Consider the following 17211-nt stretch of genomic DNA (forward strand, 5'->3'; position numbering starts at 1 on the left):
CACCGCGTGTTCGCGGCCCCCAAGGCTCGCTTCCGAGCACTCGAGACTCGCGCCTTCGGCGCATGCGCTTCGACGACTCGGACGCGAGACGGGCCGCGAACGGGTCGCTTGTCGGGCTCGCTCCGTGGTGGTCGCGTCCGTCTTCAAGACTCGCGCGACCGAATGTCGGCGGAGCTGGATGACCGTGCTGTAGTCGACCAAGGCCCCCGGCGCGTTGCGTCGGGGGCCTTGGTCGTTGGTCGGGGTGGACTCACCGACTGGTGAACGGCAACAGTGCCATCTCGCGGGCGTTCTTCACCGCGACGGCGACCTGGCGCTGCTGCTGGGGGGTGAGCCCGGTGACCCGGCGGCTGCGGATCTTGCCGCGATCGGAGATGAAGGTGCGCAGCAGATTCACGTCTTTGTAGTCGACGGTCTCGATGCCCGCGGCGATGAGCGGGTTCTTTTTGGGCCGCCGGTTCTGTTCGGCGCGAACCTTCTTCGAGGGTGCTCGCTTGACTGCCATATGACGGGGTTCCTTCTCACGAGAACAGTGGTTGTCTACCAGCTCGACTTGTGCACACCGGGCAGTTCGCCCCGATGGGCCATTTCGCGCACTCGCACACGGGAGAGTCCGAACTTCCGGAGATGACCGCGCGGTCGTCCGTCCGCGGCGTCCCGATTGCGCAATCGTACCGGACTCGCATCGCGGGGCAGCCGCTGTAGCGCGGACTGTGCGAGAGCTCGGTCGGCGTCGGAGGTGGCCGGGTTTCGGATCAGCTCCTTGAGCTCGGCGCGCCGGGTGGCGTAGCGCGCGACGACCTCCTTGCGCTGTTCGTTGCGTGCGATCTTCGACTTCTTGGCCATCAGCGTTCCTCGCGGAAATCGACGTGCTTGCGGACTACGGGGTCGTATTTGCGCAGCACCATCCGGTCCGGATCGTTGCGCCGATTCTTTCGGGTGACGTACGTATACCCGGTTCCCGCAGTGGATTTCAGCTTGATGATCGGCCGGAGCTCGGTCGACTTGGATGCCATCGGTGTCCCTCTCAGATCTTGTCGCCGCGAGCCCGGATCCGGGCCACAACGGCTTCGATCCCGTCCCGGTCGATGGTCTTGATGCCTTTGGCGGAGACGGTCAGCGTGATGCGCCGATCCTCGCTGGGCAGGTAGTAGGTCTTGCGCTGGATATTGGGGTTCCAGCGACGGCTCGTCCGCTTATGCGAGTGCGACACGGACTTGCCGAACCCCGGCTTGCGCCCGGTGACCTGGCAGTGGGCCGACATGCGGACTCCCTCCAGTAGATGATAATCATTTTCGACAACGGCTGCTCGACAATGTACCGTCGGTCTACTGTAAATGAAAATCGTTATCGAAAGGGGTTCCGGTGATCGAGTCCGACCGGAGAACGCCCGTCGTGGTGATCGCCGGATCATCCGGACGCGCGACGGCGGGTGTGGACCGCGCGGCCGATGCGCTGCGCACGACGCCAGGCACTGTGACCATTCGGCACGACCTGAGTGGATTGCGCGAGGGCATCGTGCATCGGACGGTGCGCACCGGCGAGCACGAGACCGCGGCGGTGCTCGAACTCGCGCACGGCTGCGTCTCGTGCACCCTGCGCATGGATCTGCTGCCCCTGCTGTGCACGTTGGCCGCGCGCGACTCGGTGTATCGCATTGTGCTCGCGCTCGATCCGGCGTTCGAAGCCGAAGCGGTCTGCCAGGCGATCGAGAATGTCATCGTCACCGGCATCGTCGGCAGGGTGGACGGGCCTGCCGGTCGCGACGTGCGCGTCGAGGCCGTGATGACGTGTCTCGAGGCTGATCGGTGGCTCGCCGATGCGACCGGTGAGGAGACGCTCGCCGAGCGCGGGCTCGCCACCGCGGACGACGAACGGACCGTGGCGCAGCTCGCGGTCGGTCAGGTCGATTTCGCCGATGCCGTTGTGGCGCTCGGTGATTCGGGTGACCCGCTGGATCGGATGCGCCTCGACGCGGTGCTGGCCAGGCTGGTGCCCGATGCCCCTGTCGCCTGGGTGGCCTGCGACGGACCCGGCGCTGCGGACATCGAGACCCTGCTCACCCGAATTCCCACGGACTCCCGGCGTGGCCGGATCTTCGACGCGCACGCCCCGCTCTTGCGTGGACAGCCACCGCTCGGCGCCGATCACGGAGTCACGCTGATGGAGTTCGCCGCGAGCCGTCCCTTCCATCCCGTGCGCCTGCACGAAGCGCTCGACGTGCTGTTCGACGGCGTGGTGACCGCGCGCGGCCGCATCTGGCTCGCCACCCAGCCCGACGAGGTGGTGTGGCTGGAGTCTGCGGGCGGCGGCCTGCGTGTCGGCGGTGCGGGACCGTGGCTCGCGGCGATGAGCCCCGCGGAGCTGGAGAGCGCCGATCCGACCCGGCAAGCGATGGCCGCACTGCGCTGGGACGACAGGTTCGGCGATCGGGACACCTCGCTGGTGATCCTGGTGCACGACGCCGACCCCGCCGAGATTCGCCAGGCCCTGCACTGGGCCCTGGTCGAGGACGACGAGCTACGCCAGCTCGACCGCACGCCCGAACTGGTCGCGCAATGGGAAGACCCGTTCGGCGAATGGCACACCGACCCGTGCGAGACCGGTGAATCGACCGGCCTGCCCGTGGAAGGCGGTGCGGGACAGTCGAAAAGCCCGAGAGGAGAAAGCACATGAAGGCCGCAATACATCCGGACTACCACCCGGTGGTGTTCGAGGATTCGAGCACCGGCAAGCAGTTCCTGACCAGGTCCACCTCGACCAGCGCACGGACTGTGCAGTGGTCGGACGGCAACACCTACCCGCTGCTCGTGGTGGACGTGACATCCGATTCGCACCCGTTCTGGACCGGAGCGCACCGCGTGATGGACACCCAGGGCCGGGTGGAGAAGTTCGAGCGCAAGTACGGCAGGCGGGCCCGCGGGGCGTCCCAGCCCGGACGAGGGGAGGGCTGACATGGCGGTTCCGAAGCGCAGGATGTCGCGGTCGAATACCCGCAGCCGCCGCGCGCAGTGGAAGGCGACGCCACCCGACCTGGTGCCGGTCACCGTCGGAGGCGTTGTGCACAAGGTGCCGCGCCGGTTGTTGCAGGCGGTGCGACGTGGGCTGATCGACCTCGATCGGATCTGATCGGAGTCCGGTTCGAACGCGGCGTGCTCGAATGACAGTGGCCTCGCTCAGTGTGGTCATGTGGTGACCGCGCGGGGCGGTCGGCGTTTCACGTCGCTCGACGGAATTCGATTTTCGAGGCGGGCTGGTCGAACCGGGTCAGCGTCTGGTGCGACGAGGGCAATCGATGAGCTACCGATGTGTCCTACGCCACATGGCAATTCTCTGACGACTCGGTTGCGATGCGGTAGCCACCGATTGAAATACGTACTGAGGGTTGGTTTTTGGTGCCCGTAAAAGTCCTCATGAAGTGATGATTTCGTGTTCCTACGCCGGTACCCTCGTGCGAGAGGGCGGGTTCTCCTGGACCCCCGAGAGAACCCGCTCATCGCCAAACTTCCGGCCGAATCGGCCGACCTCGATCTTCCGAATCCCTTTGTCCCCCTGTGATTCGCGCGCCTCCAGTCGATCCAGCAACAGTGCGGCCGTTGGCGATATTCAATTCACGGCACCGTCCCGAGCTGTGGCGGCTTTGCCATCTCCGGTTGGTCGTCCTGCGCCGATTCGCCATGACCGGGCATACCGGGCAAGTCCGGCAACAAGGACTCCAGTCGGGCCAGTTGCTCCGCGACGAGCGCCGCGGGACCTTCGATCAGGGACAACGGCCACGGCCAGTGCCGCCCGTTCAACCGCTCGACCTCATCGACCAAATCGGCTGTCGTGGCCTCCAGTTCGCTGATCTCGGTCCGCAATTCGCCGATTTGCGTTCGCAATCCAGTTGATTCGCGCTCCAGGTCCTCGATCCGGTGCAGCGCCGAGGCCAGCCCGTCCACCAGGGTCAGGCTGTGGCCATCGGCGTCGGTGCCCAACTGTGGCCAACCGGCGAGGCCGGGCCCGCGCAGCTGAATCTGGATGTCGCGCAGCACTGCCTCTTGTTCCGGCGTCACGTCCGGTTCCTCCTGTAGGAAATCCCAGTGGCCGAAGTCTTCGGTTTCGGCCTCGTTCACATCGCAGAGCACCCCGCCGACCACCACCTGGCGCAGCGTCTGATGGATGCTGCGGCGAGTCTCCACATTGGTCCCCGACCAGGCATCGGTCTGCCACGCCCACGCCGCGCTGCCCGCGTCCAGCGCCCTGCTGACCGACCAATACCCGCCGTAGACACCGACATTCGCGGCGCCGAGCACCGTCGCCGCACCATCCAGGTAGGCGTTGACAGCGAGCTGATCCTGCGGCGTCGAATCGAAATCGGCGGAGAAGTAGATCGGCCGGTCCCGGCGGCCACCGCAGCGCAGCACCTGCGCCAGGCCCGCGCGGGCATCCACGATGCCGGCGCCGTGGCCGTCGAGCATGCGGGCGGCGGTGGTCTCCCAGTTCGACACGATCGACACCCCGTGCGCCCGCAGATCGTCGGCCTCGGCGGGCGTGAGCAGCTTGCCCGGCAGTGTTGGGCCGCCATCGGACAGGTAGCGCACCACGAAGTCGAACCCTGCCGCGCGGATTGCTGCACCCCCAGGACGTCCCGCGGCATAGTCCAGACCGAAACGCATATCTCTCACTGTAAGACGGTCGGGCACGGAAATCGGCGGCATTGCCGAACCCGCGAAAACTGTCGGTCCGGGCTGGTTGACTGTGGGTGGTTCGCGTGGTCGCCGAGATGGTGTGTGCACCGCGGAGTTGTGAGAAGGCGATTGCTCGGCCGTTTGTCGATACGAAACTCATCGAAACGGAGATGTCCAATGCCCATACGCAACGAGGCCTGGCAACCCGGCACGCCCGCCTGGCTCGACTGTCAGGTCGACGACCCGGCGAAGGCCAGTGAGTTCTACACCCAGTTGTTCGGTTGGGAGATCCAGGACGGCGGCCCGGATGCCGGCGGCTATCTGATGGCGGCGAAATCCGGCGCGGCGGTGGCGGGCATCGGGCCGAAGCCCGACTCCATGCCCGGGATGCCGTCGGCCTGGACGACCTACTTCGCCGTTGTGAACGCCGACACCAGCGCCGACGCTGTGGTGGCCGCAGGCGGCCGGTTGATGGTGCCGACCTTCGACGTGATGGAGTTCGGCCGGATGTTCGTCGCCGCCGACCCGAGCGGCGCGGCCTTCGCGGTATGGCAAGCCAAGCAGCACAACGGCGCCGCGGTCTACAACGAGCACGGCGCCTACGTCTGGAACGAGTTGCATACCCGCGACCTGCCGTCCGCGAAGGACTTCTATGCCAACGTCTTCGGCTTCACCTACGCCGATTTCCCACTCGGCGACACCGAGTATGTGGTGTTCACCCCGCCGGGCCGGACCGAAGGGGTCGGCGGGCTCACCGACCACTCGGCCACGGTGAGCGACTCGGTGCCGGACCACTGGCTGGTGTGGTTCCAGTTCGACGACGTCGACGCGGGCATCGCGAAGGCCCTCGAACTGGGCGGCACCGTGTTGCAGCCCGCGTCGGACTCGCCGGTCGGGCGGTCGGCGGTCCTCGCGGCTCCGCAGGGTGAGTCGTTCGGCATCATCGATCCGAGTCGAGTCGCCGGCGAGATGCCCGCCCCGAAGGGCTGAGGCGGGTTCGATCCCCACGCGAACCCGGTCGGGCTCGAAGCGACTCAGCGAGCCGCTTCGAGCCTGACCCGCCGCGTGTTCTCGGCGATCGCCGCGGTGTCGCGCCGATCGGGTGCGACGAGCACGGCGGTGATCGGCACGGTCAGGGCCAGCGACCCGATGACGAACATGGGGAAGACGAAGTCGAACAGCGGAAGTCCGGTCGGCGCCTTCGCCGTCGGATCGATGGTGAGCTCGATCGCGCCGATACCGGCGTAGTACATCCCGGCCACGCCGATGCCGAACAGCACTGTCGTAGCCGCGCGCGCCATCGGGAACTGGAAGGCCTGTACCGACCACAGCGTGGCGGTCGCGGTGATGATGGCGACGGTCATCGATACCGCGGCCAGCGCCGGTGAAATCTCGACCGAGCCCTGAACCTGGATCGAACCGATGCCGAGGTAGAGCGACAACCCGGTGCCGAGCCCCATGACGACGCCGCCTGCGATCAAGCGCGGCAGGTGCAGGGTGCGCCCGATGATCACCAGCGCGGCGAACACCGCGGCGAATGCCACGACCATCGAGGTGATGAGGCTGCCCGCGTCGAACCGCACATCGCTGCCAGGCACGTGCACGCCGAGCAGCACCACCGAGGTGGCCAGCCAGATTCCGACGCCGCCGACCGACACCGCCGCCGAGGCGAGCCACACCAGCCGGAAGCGAATCGACCGCGAACCGTGCAGGATGCAGGCCACCCCGACCACCGCGCCCACGACCGAGATCCCCAAGGAGAGCGCGGCGATCCAGTACCCCATCGAGAACTGGTCCACAGCGCCGTTGTTCCCGAGCGAGAACAACCGGACCTCATGCATGCGAGGCGGTTCCTTCCAGTTCCGAGGCCTTCAGCTGGGCGATTGCGTATTCGGTCACCGCGGCGAGCGCCTGGCGCACCTCCATGGCGTTGCGGGCGTCGATGTCCACGATCGGCACGCCCTCGCGCACCGAAAGCGCTTCGCGCAGTTCGGCGATCGGGAAGCGAGGCGCGTCGGGGAACCGGTTGACCGCGATGAGGAACGGCAGTTTGCGCGCCTCGAAGAAATCGACCGCGGCGAAGCTGTCCTCCAGCCGCCTGGTGTCGATCAGTACTACCGCGCCGATAGCGCCACGGATCAGGTCGTCCCACATGAACCAGAAGCGACGCTGGCCGGGGGTTCCGAACAGGTACAGCACCAGGTTCCCCGGCAGGATGATCCGCCCGAAATCCATGGCGACGGTGGTTGTTTCCTTCTCCGGGGTATCGGCGAGATCGTCGATACCGTCGGAGAAGCGGGTCACCATCGCCTCGGTGCGCAGCGGAACGATCTCCGACACCGCACCGACAAAGGTTGTCTTGCCTGCTCCGAAGCCACCCGCTACAACGATTTTCGTCGATGCGACGCGGGAATCGGCATCGTTCGGTGCGAGGTTGTTATAACGCGCGGAGTCCACGCAAAGTCCTCTCCATCAGTGAACGGCGCTCGTCAAAACTCGCCTCTTCGGTCAGTGTCGTATGCATCCGCAAGTGTCCGTCGACGACCAGGTCGCCGACCATGACCCGAACCATTCCGAGTGGACGATCCAGGTGCGCGGCGATCTCGGCAACCGAGAGACGGTGGGTGCCCAGCCTGAGGATCTCCGTACGGAGATCTCCCGATGGCCAGTCGAGATGGGCAGTGTAGGACAGGGTTTCGATGACAGCCTCAAGCGGCAGGTCGACCGCGGGCTCGGTACGCCCAGAGGTCAGCGCATACGGTCTGACGCGTGTGGCCGGTCGGTGTTGTCCGGGGCCGTTGGGGCTGGACATCTCACCCTCAGACGGCGGTGCGGGCGGTGGCGGTGACCACCGTGCCCACTCGATCGACCAGCAGGGCCATCTCATAGCCGATGCGGCCGATGTCGTGTGACTTGTTGGCGAGCACGGCCAGATGCGAGCCGTTGCCGACACTCATCACCAACAGATAGCCGCGCTGCATCTCGACGATCGACTGCATCACCTTGCCGCCGTCGAAAAGGTGTGCGGCACCGGCCGACAAACTGGCGAGGCCCGCGGTGACCGCGGCCAGCTGTTCGGCCCGGTCACTGGGTAGATGCGGGCTGGTCGCCTGCAGTAAGCCGTCCGCCGAGACGAGTACCGCGTGCGATACCCCGGGGACATCCCTGGTGAAGCGGGTGACCAGCCAGTTCAGGTTTTCATCGGTGGTGCTGTTCGCGTTGGTCATCCAAGCCCTCCGTCGTTGTACTGGGCATCGGCCCGCCCACTGCGGACCCCACTGAGATGCCTGGTGAGGTTGCTCCGGATTTCCTCCGGATCACGAGCTGCCGCGTCTTCGGCAGGCGCAAGACCACCGGGCACCAACTGCGCTCCTGGGCGCCGGATCGGCAGACCGCCGACGGTGCGGGAGGTGGTGGTCGGCCGGGCGGCGTCCTCGGCGGCCAGCCAGCCCGCATCCACCGCCGGTGAGGACCAGGTCGCCTCCGACTGCTGTGAGGTCGCGGGCTCGACCAGCCATTCCGAGACCATTCGCTGGTAGATCGGCGTCGGCGATTCGCCTGCCACCGGCTGCAGCCGCGACGAGGTGACCGTCGCGGATTCCGGTGCGCCTGCGGGCTTTTTGGCGGGCGCGGCCGGTCGTGCGCCTGCCGAAACCGTCGCGGGTTCCCGGTCGACGACCGGGTTGGGGCCGGTCGTCACCGCCGCGTCGGCCTCGGTCCAGGTATTGCCCGCGGTGCCGAGCGGCACCTGCGGTTCGATGTCGGCGACGGGTGTCGAATCATCGATGGCGATGGCGATGGCCTCGAACGAGCCGGTGTCGAAGACGGGCCAGGCCTGGGTGTCCACATCGGCGGAAGACTGTGCCGCCGACTTGTTCGACGCCGAGGCGGGCGGGCCGAACGCCGCGACCCTCGGCAGCTCGAGGCTCGGGGTCTCGATCGGATGTTCGGCGAACATATCGGGCAGCGGCTCGGCGTCGTCGACCGTCGGCGTCGCGATGGCGGGCTGGTCGGCGGTGTCGGCCACCCGGATGGCCGGTCGGCGTTGCGGTAGCCCGGAACTGGTGAAACGCGGTGGTTCGCGCTGCGGCAGGCTCGGCACCGGCACCAGTGTGCGCGGCGGGTGGCTCGGTGTGGCGGGCAGCGCGGGCGGTTCGAGTGGCTGCTGCGTCGGCTCCGGATCCATCGGTGGCGCGACGAGCGCACCGGGTAGATGCACGCTCGCGGTGATGCCGGGCTGCTGCGCCATCGTCGAGGTCCGTCGCAGGCTGACCGTGATGGTGTGTCGCTTGGCGAGCCTGCCGACCACGAAAAGACCCATTCGGCGCGCGGTTTCGACGGTGACCTCACCACCGGAGGCGAGCCGGTCGTTGGTCGTCTGCAGATCGTCGAGGCCCATCCCGAGGCCGCGGTCGGTGATCTCGATCAGGTAGCCGCCGTCCACCGCGCGCGCGACCATCACCGCGACCGGAGTCGTCGGCGGCGAGTAGCGCAGCGCGTTGTCGATCAGCTCGGCGAGCAAGTGCTCGATGTCGACCGCGGGCTCGCCCGCGACAATGCCGTCGGGCACCGCGCCGATCTCTACCCGCTGGTAGTCCTCGACCTGAGAAACCGCACTCCACAGCATGTCCGACAGCGGCACCGGGTGCAGCTGACCGCGCCGCAGCGCCGTGCCCGCGAGCACGAGCAGATTGTCGCCGTTGCGGCGCATGCGGGTCGCGAGGTGATCGAGGCGGAACAGGCTCTGTAGCCGCTCGCCGTCGTCCTCGTCGTGTTCCAGATCCTCGATCAGCGCCAGCTGCTGCTCGACGAGCGACTGGCTGCGACGGGAAAGGGTCTCGAACATGTTCCCGATCTGCAGTCGCAGCCGGGCCTGCTCGGCTGCCAGATTCAGCGCTTGCTCGTGGATTTCGTCGACGGCGCGGGCCAGCTGCCCGACTTCGTCGGTGGTGTGCACGGCGACCGGCGTGATCTCTGGTGTCGCGCCGCCGCTGCGTACCACCGCGAGTTCCTCCGGCAGCTTGACGTGCGCGACCTCGAGTGCGTCGCGCCGTAGCCTGCGGACCGGGACGACCAGGGTGCGCGCGACGGCGAGCGCGAGCGCGAGACCGGCGAGCAGCATGCCGATCACGATGGTGGTTTCGCGTAGCGCGCCGGTCTGGGCCTCGGTGGTCCGTTTGGCGAGCGCCCTATCGATCGTGTCGGTCAGCTGGGCGGTGGTCTTCTCATAAAGGTCGGCGCTGGTTTGCAGTGAATCGAGCACCGCGGGATTGGTGGTCGGATCGCCCGCGTTCTGACTGAATGCCGCGAGCCGGGTGGAGACCGTGTCCAGCATCTGGCGCATGTTGGTGGCGTTGTCGGGGAGGATGACGCCATAAGTGTTGATCATGGTCATCTCGGCGCCCGCCGAGGTGAGCACCCGGGGGCGCACCGCCGGATTGTGGCCTGCCTCGGGGGAGCCGATCAGCATGCGCTGCTGGGTGAGCACGCGCCGCGAGGTCTGGATCGCGCCGATCTGCAGGAAGTACCGCTGGATGATGAGGTCTTCGACCGAGGGTGACATCGCGAAGGCGTTGCCGATGCGCACCGCGATCTCATCGGCCTGCTCGCCGACCATGGCGGGTGATCCGTTGCGCAGGCTGTTGCGCATGGTGGTGCCCGTGGCGACGGCGGAGGCGAGTTCGGCGCTGACGCGGTTGGTGACTTTGGAGGTGCGCATCGCGGCCTCGAGGTCGGCGAGCGCCTGGTCGAATTTCGTCAGCGCCGCGTCGGTCGCGGGATCGGCGATGTTGCCCCACGAGGAGGTCGCCGCGATCGCGAGTTGTTCGGTTGCCGTGCCGAACTTGCCGATCGGGCGGATGATGATGACTTGCTCGGTCGCCGCGTCCAACTGCGACATGGTGCGCAGCTCGTTGTTGATACGGAGTACGGCGAACACGGTGGCCAGCAGCACCGGAAGCACCAGCACGATGCCGACCTTGCGAGTGACAGACCAGTTGGACAAGCTGAATTGCCAGGACCGCGGTGCAGCTTCCATCCGTTTCCGTTGCCTCCGCTTCACGAGTGGCCCCCGGATGGCGCGTGGCTGTTCGGTTTTGATTCAACCCGCTGAGAACCAACTAGAGGTCTTCTTTTTACCGCAGGGAACATACCGCGCAGAGTGAGCCACGGCAATCTGGGGCTCTCAGTCTGATATTCGGCGGAATATGGCTATACAGAACATGATTCGTGACTCAATTAGTTCCCAGGCGCGGGAAGTTCTGTGGAAGGTCACGAAAGGCGCTGGTCCATCGACCAGTGTTGCGCACGGGCCGGCTATGAGCCTGGCGCGGCGTGTCGGAGGCTGCCCTCTCAGTCGACTCTCAGTCGGTGCGGTCAAACTGGTGGCATGCGCATTCTGGTAGTCGACGACGATCGCGCCGTCCGTGAATCACTGCGCCGGTCGCTGACCTTCAACGGCTACTCCGTCGATCTCGCGGTGGACGGCGTCGATGCGTTGGAGAAAGCAACCGCGCAGCGACCCGATGCACTCGTGCTCGATGTGATGATGCCGCGGATGGATGGGCTCGAAGTTTGCCGACGCTTGCGCAGTACCGGAGACGATCTGCCGATTCTGGTTTTGACGGCGCGGGATTCGGTATCGGAGCGGGTTGCCGGACTCGATGCCGGCGCCGACGATTATTTGCCGAAGCCATTTGCGCTGGAGGAATTGCTCGCCCGGCTGCGCGCGCTGTTGCGTAGGCGGAACACCGATGCCGGCGAGATGTCGGAGACGATGACGTTCGCTGACCTGTCGCTGGATCCGGTGACGCGCGAAGTATCGCGCGGCGAGCGCGCGATCAGCCTGACCCGCACCGAATTCTCACTGCTGGAAATGCTGATGGCCAATCCGCGCCGGGTGCTGACCCGTAGTCGCATCCTCGAGGAGGTCTGGGGATACGACTTCCCGACCTCGGGCAACGCGCTGGAGGTGTACATCGGATACCTGCGCCGCAAGACCGAGGCGGAGGGCGAATCGCGACTGATCCACACGGTGCGCGGCGTCGGCTACGTCCTGCGCGAAACACCTCCGTAGGCCGCCGGACCATGGCCCGCTCAATGCCCAAGCGACCCGCTGTCGCCGCGCTCGGTCCGCCGGACTCGGCGGAGATGCGCCCGCCCATGCCGTTGACCAGATCGGTCTCGCTGCGCTGGCGAGTGACGCTGCTCGCGGCCTCGGTGGTGGCCATCGCGGTCGCGGTGACCTCGATCGCGGCCTACGCGATGGTGGCGCGCGCGCTGTACGCCGATGTCGACGCGCAGCTGAAAGCCCGCGCCGCCACGATGATCAACAACAATTTCGAGAGCCTCGGCTTCCAGTCGATCGTGCTGGCGGGACTGTATTCCAACGATGTCGGCGTCGCGCTGGTCTTCCCCGACCACAAGCCCTACATGCCGCCACAGCAGACGATTCCGCCGGTCGGCAGTCAGGAGCTCGCCGTCGCGGACGGCGAGCTCCCCTCGTCGCTGCGCACCGTGAGCAATCAGCGAGTGCTCGCCATGCCGACGCATTCCGGTGCGACGCTGATCATTTCGCAGCGGCTGCAGCCGACCCGCGAGGTGCTCGACCGGCTGGCGTGGCTGCTGTTCGTGGTCGGCGGTTGCGGCGTCGTGCTCGCCGCGGCGGCGGGCACCGCGGTCGGCCGTACCGGCCTGCGCCCGATCGCACGGTTGACCGCGGCGACCGAGCGCGTGGCCCGCACCGACGACCTGACGCCGATTCCCGTCACCGGTGACGACGAACTCGCCCGGCTGACCGAGAGTTTCAACACCATGCTGCGGGCACTCGCCGAGTCGCGTGACCGGCAGCGCAGGCTCGTCGCCGACGCCGGGCACGAATTGCGCACCCCGCTCACCTCGCTGCGCACCAATATGGAACTGCTGATCGCCTCCAGCCGTCCTGGCGCACCCGCGATTCCGGAGGAGGACATGGCGGGGCTGCGTGCGGATGTGATGGGGCAGATCGAGGAGCTGTCCACCCTGGTCGGCGACCTGGTCGATCTCGCGCGAGAGGACGCACCCGAAACCGTCTACGACCGCATCGATCTCGGCGAGGTGGCCGAGCGCGCGCTGGAACGGGCCAGGCGGCGGCGTGGCTCGATCGAGTTCGTCGCCGAGCTGAGGCCGTGGTTCGTATACGGCCACGAGGCGGGACTGGAGCGGGCGATCCTCAACGTCCTCGACAATGCCGCCAAATGGAGTCCGGCAGGGGCCCAGGTGAAGGTCACCATGCGCGAGGCCGGGCGTGGGCTGCTCGAGCTCGCGGTCGACGACGCCGGTCCCGGCATTCCGGCCGATGAGCGCGAACTGGTCTTCGAGCGGTTCTATCGAACAACGGTCTCGCGCTCGATGCCGGGTTCGGGGCTCGGTCTCGCCATCGTCAAGCAGGTGGTCACCAAGCACGGTGGCACGATCACCATCGATACCTCGCCGCGCGGTGGCGCGCTGATCCGTATCGTATTACCTGGTGAAGGTGGTGCGCCCGGTGCGGGCGCCGCCACCGAAGAACGCGATCGGTAGCCGATGGGTCGGAAGATCTCGGCCAACTGATAGCGGGGTCTCAGTCCGCTCTAAGCCGTCGCCGCCAAGCTGGTCGGCAGACGTGAGGAGAAACGAGAAACCATGACCGAGGATGCCAAGGACCGGCAGGGGGAGCCGGCAGCCGCGAGTGCCGACACCGGCTCTCATTCGACAGAGCGGATCCCGGCTCCGGGACAGCCGTATGCGCCGTATGCGCCGCCGCCCGTGTACGGCGCGCAGCCGCAGTACTATCCGGCCGCACCGCACCAGACGGCACCCCAGCAGACCGCAGCGCATCACACCCAGCCCTTCCCCGGGTATGAATCCGGTCAGGAGTACAACGCGTCATCGTTCGATCCGCCGATTCCGCCCGGCGGCATGCCCGGCGCGGCCTTCGGGGCACTACCGCAGCCGGGACCGGCGCGGCGGCCGATCCGGACCGGGCTCGTCGCGGGCGCGGCTGTGCTCGCTCTGGTCAGCGGCGGCGTCGGCGGCGCGGTCGGCGCGCTTGTCACTCGGTCGGACACCGGGCACACCGCCGTGACCAATGCCCTCGATGCCCCCAAGCCCAATGTCAACAACGTTGTCAACAACCCGGCGGGCTCCACTCAGGCGGTGGCGCAGAAGGTGCTGCCGAGCGTGGTGATGATCAAGGTGGCGAGCAACAGGGCCGAGGGCGAGGGCTCCGGCGTCGTGCTGTCCTCCGACGGCCTGATCCTGACCAACAATCACGTGGCCGCCGGTGGCGGTACCAACGCCAAGATGGAAGTGGTCTTCTCCGACGCAAGCACCGCGCCCGCGACCCTGGTCGGCGCGGATCCGGTGTCGGATCTGGCCGTCATCAAGGTCAACGACAAGAGCGGTCTCACCCCGATCGAGTTGGGCGCCTCCTCGAACCTCCAGGTCGGTCAGCCGGTCATCGCCATCGGGTCGCCGCTCGGCCTGGCGGGCACGGTCACCACGGGTATCGTCTCCGCACTGAATCGTCCGGTGTCGACCAACGGCGAGGGCACCCCCGATCCCTCGGTCAATCCGGTGATCGACGCCATTCAGACCGACGCGGCGATCAACCCGGGCAACTCCGGCGGCGCGCTCGTAGACAGCAGCGGAAAGCTGATCGGCATCAATACCGCCATCGCGAGCCTCGGCGCGGGCGAGCAGCCCGGCCAGCAGAGCGGTTCGATCGGCCTCGGCTTCGCCATTCCGGTCGATCAGGCCCGCCGGGTCGCCGACGAACTCATCAAGACCGGCCACGCGACCTACGCGCAGCTCGGCATCAAGCTGCGGCCACAGGACACCGTGGCACGCGTGCTGGAGGCGACTCCGGACGGCCCGGCCGCCAAGGCGGGCATACCCGCGGGCGTGGTCGTGACCAAGCTCGACGACCGGCCCATCGATTCGGGCAACGCGCTCATCGCCGCGGTCCGCTCACATCAGCCAGGAGACAAGGTGAAGGTGACCTACACCGACGAACAGGGAAACAACGCCAAGACCGTCGAGGTAACCCTCTCCGGCGCGCCGGCGGGCGGTGGCCGGTGATGCGCGTGCTGCCCGGCGGCTGGACGCCCCGACTCGCCGTCGACGCCGAGCTGCTCGCGATGGACGCAGAGCTTGCGGGCGTGGGCGCCCGGCTTCTGGATGCGGACGCTACGGTGAGCACCATGGAAATCGATACTCCGGTGGCTGGGCGCGCACTTGTGGTGGTCGTCGACGATCGAACGGCGCATGGAGGTGTGGATTCGCTCGGTCCACTGGTTACCGAGCTGCTGACCGAGGCGGGTTTCCTCGTCGACGCGTCGGTGACGGTTCAGGCCGATGAGGTGGAGATCCGCAACGCGCTGAACACCGCGGTGATCGGCGGCGTCGACCTGGCCATCTCGGTCGGTGGCACCGGAATGTCCCCGCGCGATGTCACGCCGGAGGCCACCTCTCAGGTGCTGGACCGGGAACTGCCCGGCATCAGCGAGGCGCTGCGCTCCTCCGGCCGGGTGGCGGGCTCGCTCGACGCGGGTCTCTCACGTGGTCTCGCGGGCATCTCGGGCAGCACCCTGGTGGTGAACCTGCCCGGTACGCGGTCGGCGATCCGTGACGGCATGGCCACTCTCGGTCCGCTTGCCAGCCGAGTGATCGGCGAGCTGTCCGGATTGGCCGAATAATTCCGGCGCCGGATTCTTCCGAGGACCCTCGCCCGGCGGTGCGCCGGGCGAGGGACTCCGCGCGCCTGAACAAAATTTTCGGTGACGCGCTGCCGGACACCACGCGCGACGAACGCGACCATGATTCCGAGGTGGGTTCGCCCTCCGATGACTGGTTCCGCGAACAGGTGCCGCCCCACCACGGCTGAGGCTCATCTACTGCCCAGCTACGTATAAAGGTCAGTTTTTGGCTTTATCGGCCTGTGATTACTTCCGGCTGAATTCATTTTGGCGATTACTTACGGTCTTGGCCCGTATTTGACGGGCGGCCTCTCTGCGCCGATGGCCCCTGTTTGTGCCCAAAACGGGACACTTTCCAGCTATTTATGCACGTCAAGCTACATGTGCATGCAGGCATTCGTGATCTACATCACATTGATATTTACGATTCCTTACGTTGCTTCGCCGTTACCGAACGTTTAGTGTTCGCCGGGAGCCACCCACTGCCGGATCTTGCGGGCCTGGTTCGGCGCGTATGCGGCGAACCTGCGGAACCTGGGCTCGGTTCCTGGCCAGCTAGAGTGTTGCGCCGAAATAACAGCCGGTTACAAGTCGGCAACAAATGGAGCACAAACTGAGCTGGGCCTGAGAGGACCACCACCCAGCCTCGATGGTCGAGGCTGACTGTTCGAACCTGATGAGGGGAAGTATGAGCGAGAACCGCACCATCGGTCTGCGCCGCGGTGTCCGCGTCGCGGGCGTCGGCGCTGTCGCAGCCGTGGCCATGGGCCTGTTTTCCACCGGTGCCGCCAACGCCGATACCTTCGTGCCGTTGCCGGACGGCCAGAAGATCGGTTCAGGCGTCACTGTCACCCGCACGGGTGAGCGCGCCCTGATTTCGCCGTCGCTGAGCGCCAACGGCGCCGGCCGTGTTGTCTGGGTTTCCGGCAACGCCATCGCCGACGTGACTGTCACTCCGGAAGGAACGGTCGGCCCCTACAACGGCGCAACCAACGCCCCGGGCACCAACAACTCCTCGACACATGGTGTTTCGGCACTCACCACCGGCTACATCGTCGGTTGCCAGGTCAGTATCGCCAGCGACGCGATCTCCGCCGGTGTCTCCGGCGGCATCAGCCTCGACGGTGGCAGCCTCGGCGGTTCGATCGGCCTCAACCTGGGCCCCGGTGAAGTCAAGTTCGTTTCGATCGACTCGAAGGACATCCTGAAGCCGGGCGTCTACTCGGTCGAGTACCAGGATGCGGAAATCGAGATCCAGGGCTGCGCGGGCTACGCCCAGGCGCGTTCCTACACCGTCGTCGAGATCGTCGGCGACCACTACTCGAAGACCACCCTCTACGGGCAGCCGTTCAGCATCGGCTGACATCGGTCGAATTACACGAACATTCTTCTCGCGGAAGCGAACTCAACCCCTGAGGGAAAAACATGATCAACCGTAAGAACGTGGCGCGGGTGGCCGGTGTCGGTGCCGCGGCTACCATCGCCATGGGCCTGTTCTCCACCGGCGCCGCGAACGCCGATACCTTCGTTCCGCTGCCGGGCGGCGAAATCTCCAAGACGCTGTCCGACGGCACCGTCGTGACGGTCCGCCTGGTCGGCGAGTCTGCCAACATCAACCCGTCCCTGGGCTCGACCCCGGTGCACCGCAACGCGTGGGTCTCCGGTAGCGCCCAGGTCGAGGTGTCCGGCGATGGCAGCGGCTCGATCTTCCCGGGCTACACCGTCGGCTGCCAGGTGAACATCGCGGGCGGCGGCGCCTCCGGTGGTGTCGAAGGCACGGCCGACTGGAGCGGCGACACCGTCACCGGCGGCGTCGGCGCGAACAG

General features: G+C 66.8%; 20 protein-coding genes. 10 read left to right on the plus strand and 10 right to left on the minus strand.

Annotated elements, in window-relative coordinates:
• Positions 1-250: 250 nt before the first annotated feature.
• From rpsR to rpmB, 4 genes are read right to left on the minus strand one after another with little or no spacing between them, the layout of a single operon-like run.
• Entirely contained in the window at positions 251-505 is a 255-nt protein-coding gene (rpsR, locus tag ACFU4Z_RS06525; protein WP_379060279.1) for a 30S ribosomal protein S18, read from the minus strand.
• A gap of 35 nt (positions 506-540) precedes the next feature.
• Positions 541-846 (minus strand): 30S ribosomal protein S14, encoded by a 306-nt coding sequence (gene rpsN, locus ACFU4Z_RS06530; RefSeq protein ID WP_379060280.1) that lies wholly within the window; start codon positions 844-846, stop codon positions 541-543.
• On the minus strand, positions 846-1016 hold the full coding sequence (gene rpmG / locus ACFU4Z_RS06535) for a 50S ribosomal protein L33 (RefSeq protein ID WP_328406338.1): 171 nt from the start codon (positions 1014-1016) through the stop codon (positions 846-848). Before rpmG ends, rpsN begins: the two co-directional genes overlap by 1 nt.
• 11 nt (positions 1017-1027) lie before the next feature.
• Entirely contained in the window at positions 1028-1264 is a 237-nt protein-coding gene (gene rpmB, locus ACFU4Z_RS06540; protein WP_328406336.1) for a 50S ribosomal protein L28, read from the minus strand.
• A gap of 101 nt (positions 1265-1365) precedes the next feature.
• On the opposite strand from rpmB, the gene mrf reads away from it, so the two are divergent.
• From mrf to rpmF, 3 genes are read left to right on the plus strand one after another with little or no spacing between them, the layout of a single operon-like run.
• On the plus strand, positions 1366-2676 hold the full coding sequence (gene mrf, locus ACFU4Z_RS06545; protein ID WP_379060282.1) for a ribosome hibernation factor-recruiting GTPase MRF: 1311 nt from the start codon (positions 1366-1368) through the stop codon (positions 2674-2676).
• Entirely contained in the window at positions 2673-2954 is a 282-nt protein-coding gene (locus tag ACFU4Z_RS06550) for a type B 50S ribosomal protein L31 (protein WP_379060284.1), read from the plus strand. Before mrf ends, ACFU4Z_RS06550 begins: the two co-directional genes overlap by 4 nt.
• 1 nt (position 2955) lies before the next feature.
• Positions 2956-3129 (plus strand): 50S ribosomal protein L32, encoded by a 174-nt coding sequence (gene rpmF / locus ACFU4Z_RS06555; RefSeq protein WP_328406332.1) that lies wholly within the window; start codon positions 2956-2958, stop codon positions 3127-3129.
• A 482-nt stretch (positions 3130-3611) separates the two neighbouring features.
• Here the strand turns inward: rpmF and ACFU4Z_RS06560 are convergent, their stop codons facing one another.
• Positions 3612-4658 (minus strand): glycoside hydrolase domain-containing protein, encoded by a 1047-nt coding sequence (locus ACFU4Z_RS06560; protein WP_379060285.1) that lies wholly within the window; start codon positions 4656-4658, stop codon positions 3612-3614.
• Between the two features lie 189 nt (positions 4659-4847).
• On the opposite strand from ACFU4Z_RS06560, the gene ACFU4Z_RS06565 reads away from it, so the two are divergent.
• The gene (locus ACFU4Z_RS06565) at positions 4848-5660 is read left to right on the plus strand and encodes a VOC family protein (RefSeq protein ID WP_379060286.1); all 813 of its coding nucleotides are present in this window, start codon (positions 4848-4850) and stop codon (positions 5658-5660) included.
• A 44-nt stretch (positions 5661-5704) separates the two neighbouring features.
• Here ACFU4Z_RS06565 and ACFU4Z_RS06570 read toward each other — a convergent pair whose 3' ends face one another.
• From ACFU4Z_RS06570 to ACFU4Z_RS06590, 5 genes are read right to left on the minus strand one after another with little or no spacing between them, the layout of a single operon-like run.
• Positions 5705-6511: an MHYT domain-containing protein gene (locus ACFU4Z_RS06570; RefSeq protein ID WP_379060287.1), complete on the minus strand. Its 807-nt coding sequence runs from the start codon at positions 6509-6511 to the stop codon at positions 5705-5707.
• On the minus strand, positions 6504-7127 hold the full coding sequence (locus tag ACFU4Z_RS06575; RefSeq protein WP_328406324.1) for an ATP/GTP-binding protein: 624 nt from the start codon (positions 7125-7127) through the stop codon (positions 6504-6506). The genes ACFU4Z_RS06570 and ACFU4Z_RS06575 overlap by 8 nt, the downstream gene beginning before the upstream one ends.
• On the minus strand, positions 7108-7482 hold the full coding sequence (locus ACFU4Z_RS06580; protein ID WP_379060289.1) for a DUF742 domain-containing protein: 375 nt from the start codon (positions 7480-7482) through the stop codon (positions 7108-7110). Before ACFU4Z_RS06580 ends, ACFU4Z_RS06575 begins: the two co-directional genes overlap by 20 nt.
• A gap of 7 nt (positions 7483-7489) precedes the next feature.
• A complete protein-coding gene (locus ACFU4Z_RS06585; RefSeq protein WP_379060291.1) occupies positions 7490-7897 on the minus strand; it encodes a roadblock/LC7 domain-containing protein in 408 nt (135 codons plus the stop codon).
• Positions 7894-10707 (minus strand): ATP-binding protein, encoded by a 2814-nt coding sequence (locus ACFU4Z_RS06590; RefSeq protein WP_379060292.1) that lies wholly within the window; start codon positions 10705-10707, stop codon positions 7894-7896. Before ACFU4Z_RS06590 ends, ACFU4Z_RS06585 begins: the two co-directional genes overlap by 4 nt.
• Before the next feature lie 351 nt (positions 10708-11058).
• Here ACFU4Z_RS06590 and ACFU4Z_RS06595 point away from each other — a divergent pair, with 351 nt between their 5' ends.
• From ACFU4Z_RS06595 to ACFU4Z_RS06620, 6 genes are all read left to right on the plus strand, one after another.
• Positions 11059-11745 (plus strand): response regulator transcription factor, encoded by a 687-nt coding sequence (locus tag ACFU4Z_RS06595; RefSeq protein WP_379060293.1) that lies wholly within the window; start codon positions 11059-11061, stop codon positions 11743-11745.
• Positions 11746-11756: 11 nt separating this feature from the next.
• Positions 11757-13229 carry an ATP-binding protein gene (locus tag ACFU4Z_RS06600; protein WP_379060295.1) on the plus strand — a complete coding sequence of 491 codons (1473 nt, stop codon included), beginning with the start codon at positions 11757-11759 and terminating at the stop codon, positions 13227-13229.
• A gap of 102 nt (positions 13230-13331) precedes the next feature.
• Entirely contained in the window at positions 13332-14768 is a 1437-nt protein-coding gene (locus tag ACFU4Z_RS06605) for a S1C family serine protease (protein WP_379060296.1), read from the plus strand.
• Positions 14769-14890: 122 nt separating this feature from the next.
• The gene (locus ACFU4Z_RS06610) at positions 14891-15385 is read left to right on the plus strand and encodes a molybdenum cofactor biosynthesis protein B (protein ID WP_379060364.1); all 495 of its coding nucleotides are present in this window, start codon (positions 14891-14893) and stop codon (positions 15383-15385) included.
• Between the two features lie 688 nt (positions 15386-16073).
• Entirely contained in the window at positions 16074-16748 is a 675-nt protein-coding gene (locus ACFU4Z_RS06615; RefSeq protein ID WP_379060298.1) for an MspA family porin, read from the plus strand.
• 62 nt (positions 16749-16810) lie between these two features.
• A partial coding sequence (locus tag ACFU4Z_RS06620) for an MspA family porin (RefSeq protein WP_379060299.1) occupies positions 16811-17211 on the plus strand: 401 nt, incomplete at its 3' end.

It is taken from the genome of Nocardia sp. NPDC057440, from assembly GCF_042802915.1.
Lineage (GTDB): Bacteria > Actinomycetota > Actinomycetes > Mycobacteriales > Mycobacteriaceae > Nocardia.

Bases quoted from the DNA above. Each gene is read 5' to 3' on its own strand.
- ACFU4Z_RS06615 (WP_379060298.1), top strand. From the start codon at position 16,074: ATGAGCGAGAACCGCACCATCGGTCTGCGCCGCGGTGTCCGCGTCGCG.
- ACFU4Z_RS06590 (WP_379060292.1), bottom strand. From the start codon at position 10,707: ATGGAAGCTGCACCGCGGTCCTGGCAATTCAGCTTGTCCAACTGGTCT.
- rpmF (WP_328406332.1), top strand. From the start codon at position 2,956: ATGGCGGTTCCGAAGCGCAGGATGTCGCGGTCGAATACCCGCAGCCGC.
- ACFU4Z_RS06595 (WP_379060293.1), top strand. From the start codon at position 11,059: ATGCGCATTCTGGTAGTCGACGACGATCGCGCCGTCCGTGAATCACTG.
- ACFU4Z_RS06600 (WP_379060295.1), top strand. From the start codon at position 11,757: ATGGCCCGCTCAATGCCCAAGCGACCCGCTGTCGCCGCGCTCGGTCCG.
- ACFU4Z_RS06605 (WP_379060296.1), top strand. From the start codon at position 13,332: ATGACCGAGGATGCCAAGGACCGGCAGGGGGAGCCGGCAGCCGCGAGT.
- rpmG (WP_328406338.1), bottom strand. From the start codon at position 1,016: ATGGCATCCAAGTCGACCGAGCTCCGGCCGATCATCAAGCTGAAATCC.
- rpsN (WP_379060280.1), bottom strand. From the start codon at position 846: ATGGCCAAGAAGTCGAAGATCGCACGCAACGAACAGCGCAAGGAGGTC.
- rpmB (WP_328406336.1), bottom strand. From the start codon at position 1,264: ATGTCGGCCCACTGCCAGGTCACCGGGCGCAAGCCGGGGTTCGGCAAG.
- ACFU4Z_RS06580 (WP_379060289.1), bottom strand. From the start codon at position 7,482: ATGTCCAGCCCCAACGGCCCCGGACAACACCGACCGGCCACACGCGTC.
- ACFU4Z_RS06585 (WP_379060291.1), bottom strand. From the start codon at position 7,897: ATGACCAACGCGAACAGCACCACCGATGAAAACCTGAACTGGCTGGTC.
- ACFU4Z_RS06560 (WP_379060285.1), bottom strand. From the start codon at position 4,658: ATGCGTTTCGGTCTGGACTATGCCGCGGGACGTCCTGGGGGTGCAGCA.
- ACFU4Z_RS06570 (WP_379060287.1), bottom strand. From the start codon at position 6,511: ATGCATGAGGTCCGGTTGTTCTCGCTCGGGAACAACGGCGCTGTGGAC.
- ACFU4Z_RS06565 (WP_379060286.1), top strand. From the start codon at position 4,848: ATGCCCATACGCAACGAGGCCTGGCAACCCGGCACGCCCGCCTGGCTC.
- ACFU4Z_RS06610 (WP_379060364.1), top strand. From the start codon at position 14,891: ATGGAAATCGATACTCCGGTGGCTGGGCGCGCACTTGTGGTGGTCGTC.
- ACFU4Z_RS06550 (WP_379060284.1), top strand. From the start codon at position 2,673: ATGAAGGCCGCAATACATCCGGACTACCACCCGGTGGTGTTCGAGGAT.
- rpsR (WP_379060279.1), bottom strand. From the start codon at position 505: ATGGCAGTCAAGCGAGCACCCTCGAAGAAGGTTCGCGCCGAACAGAAC.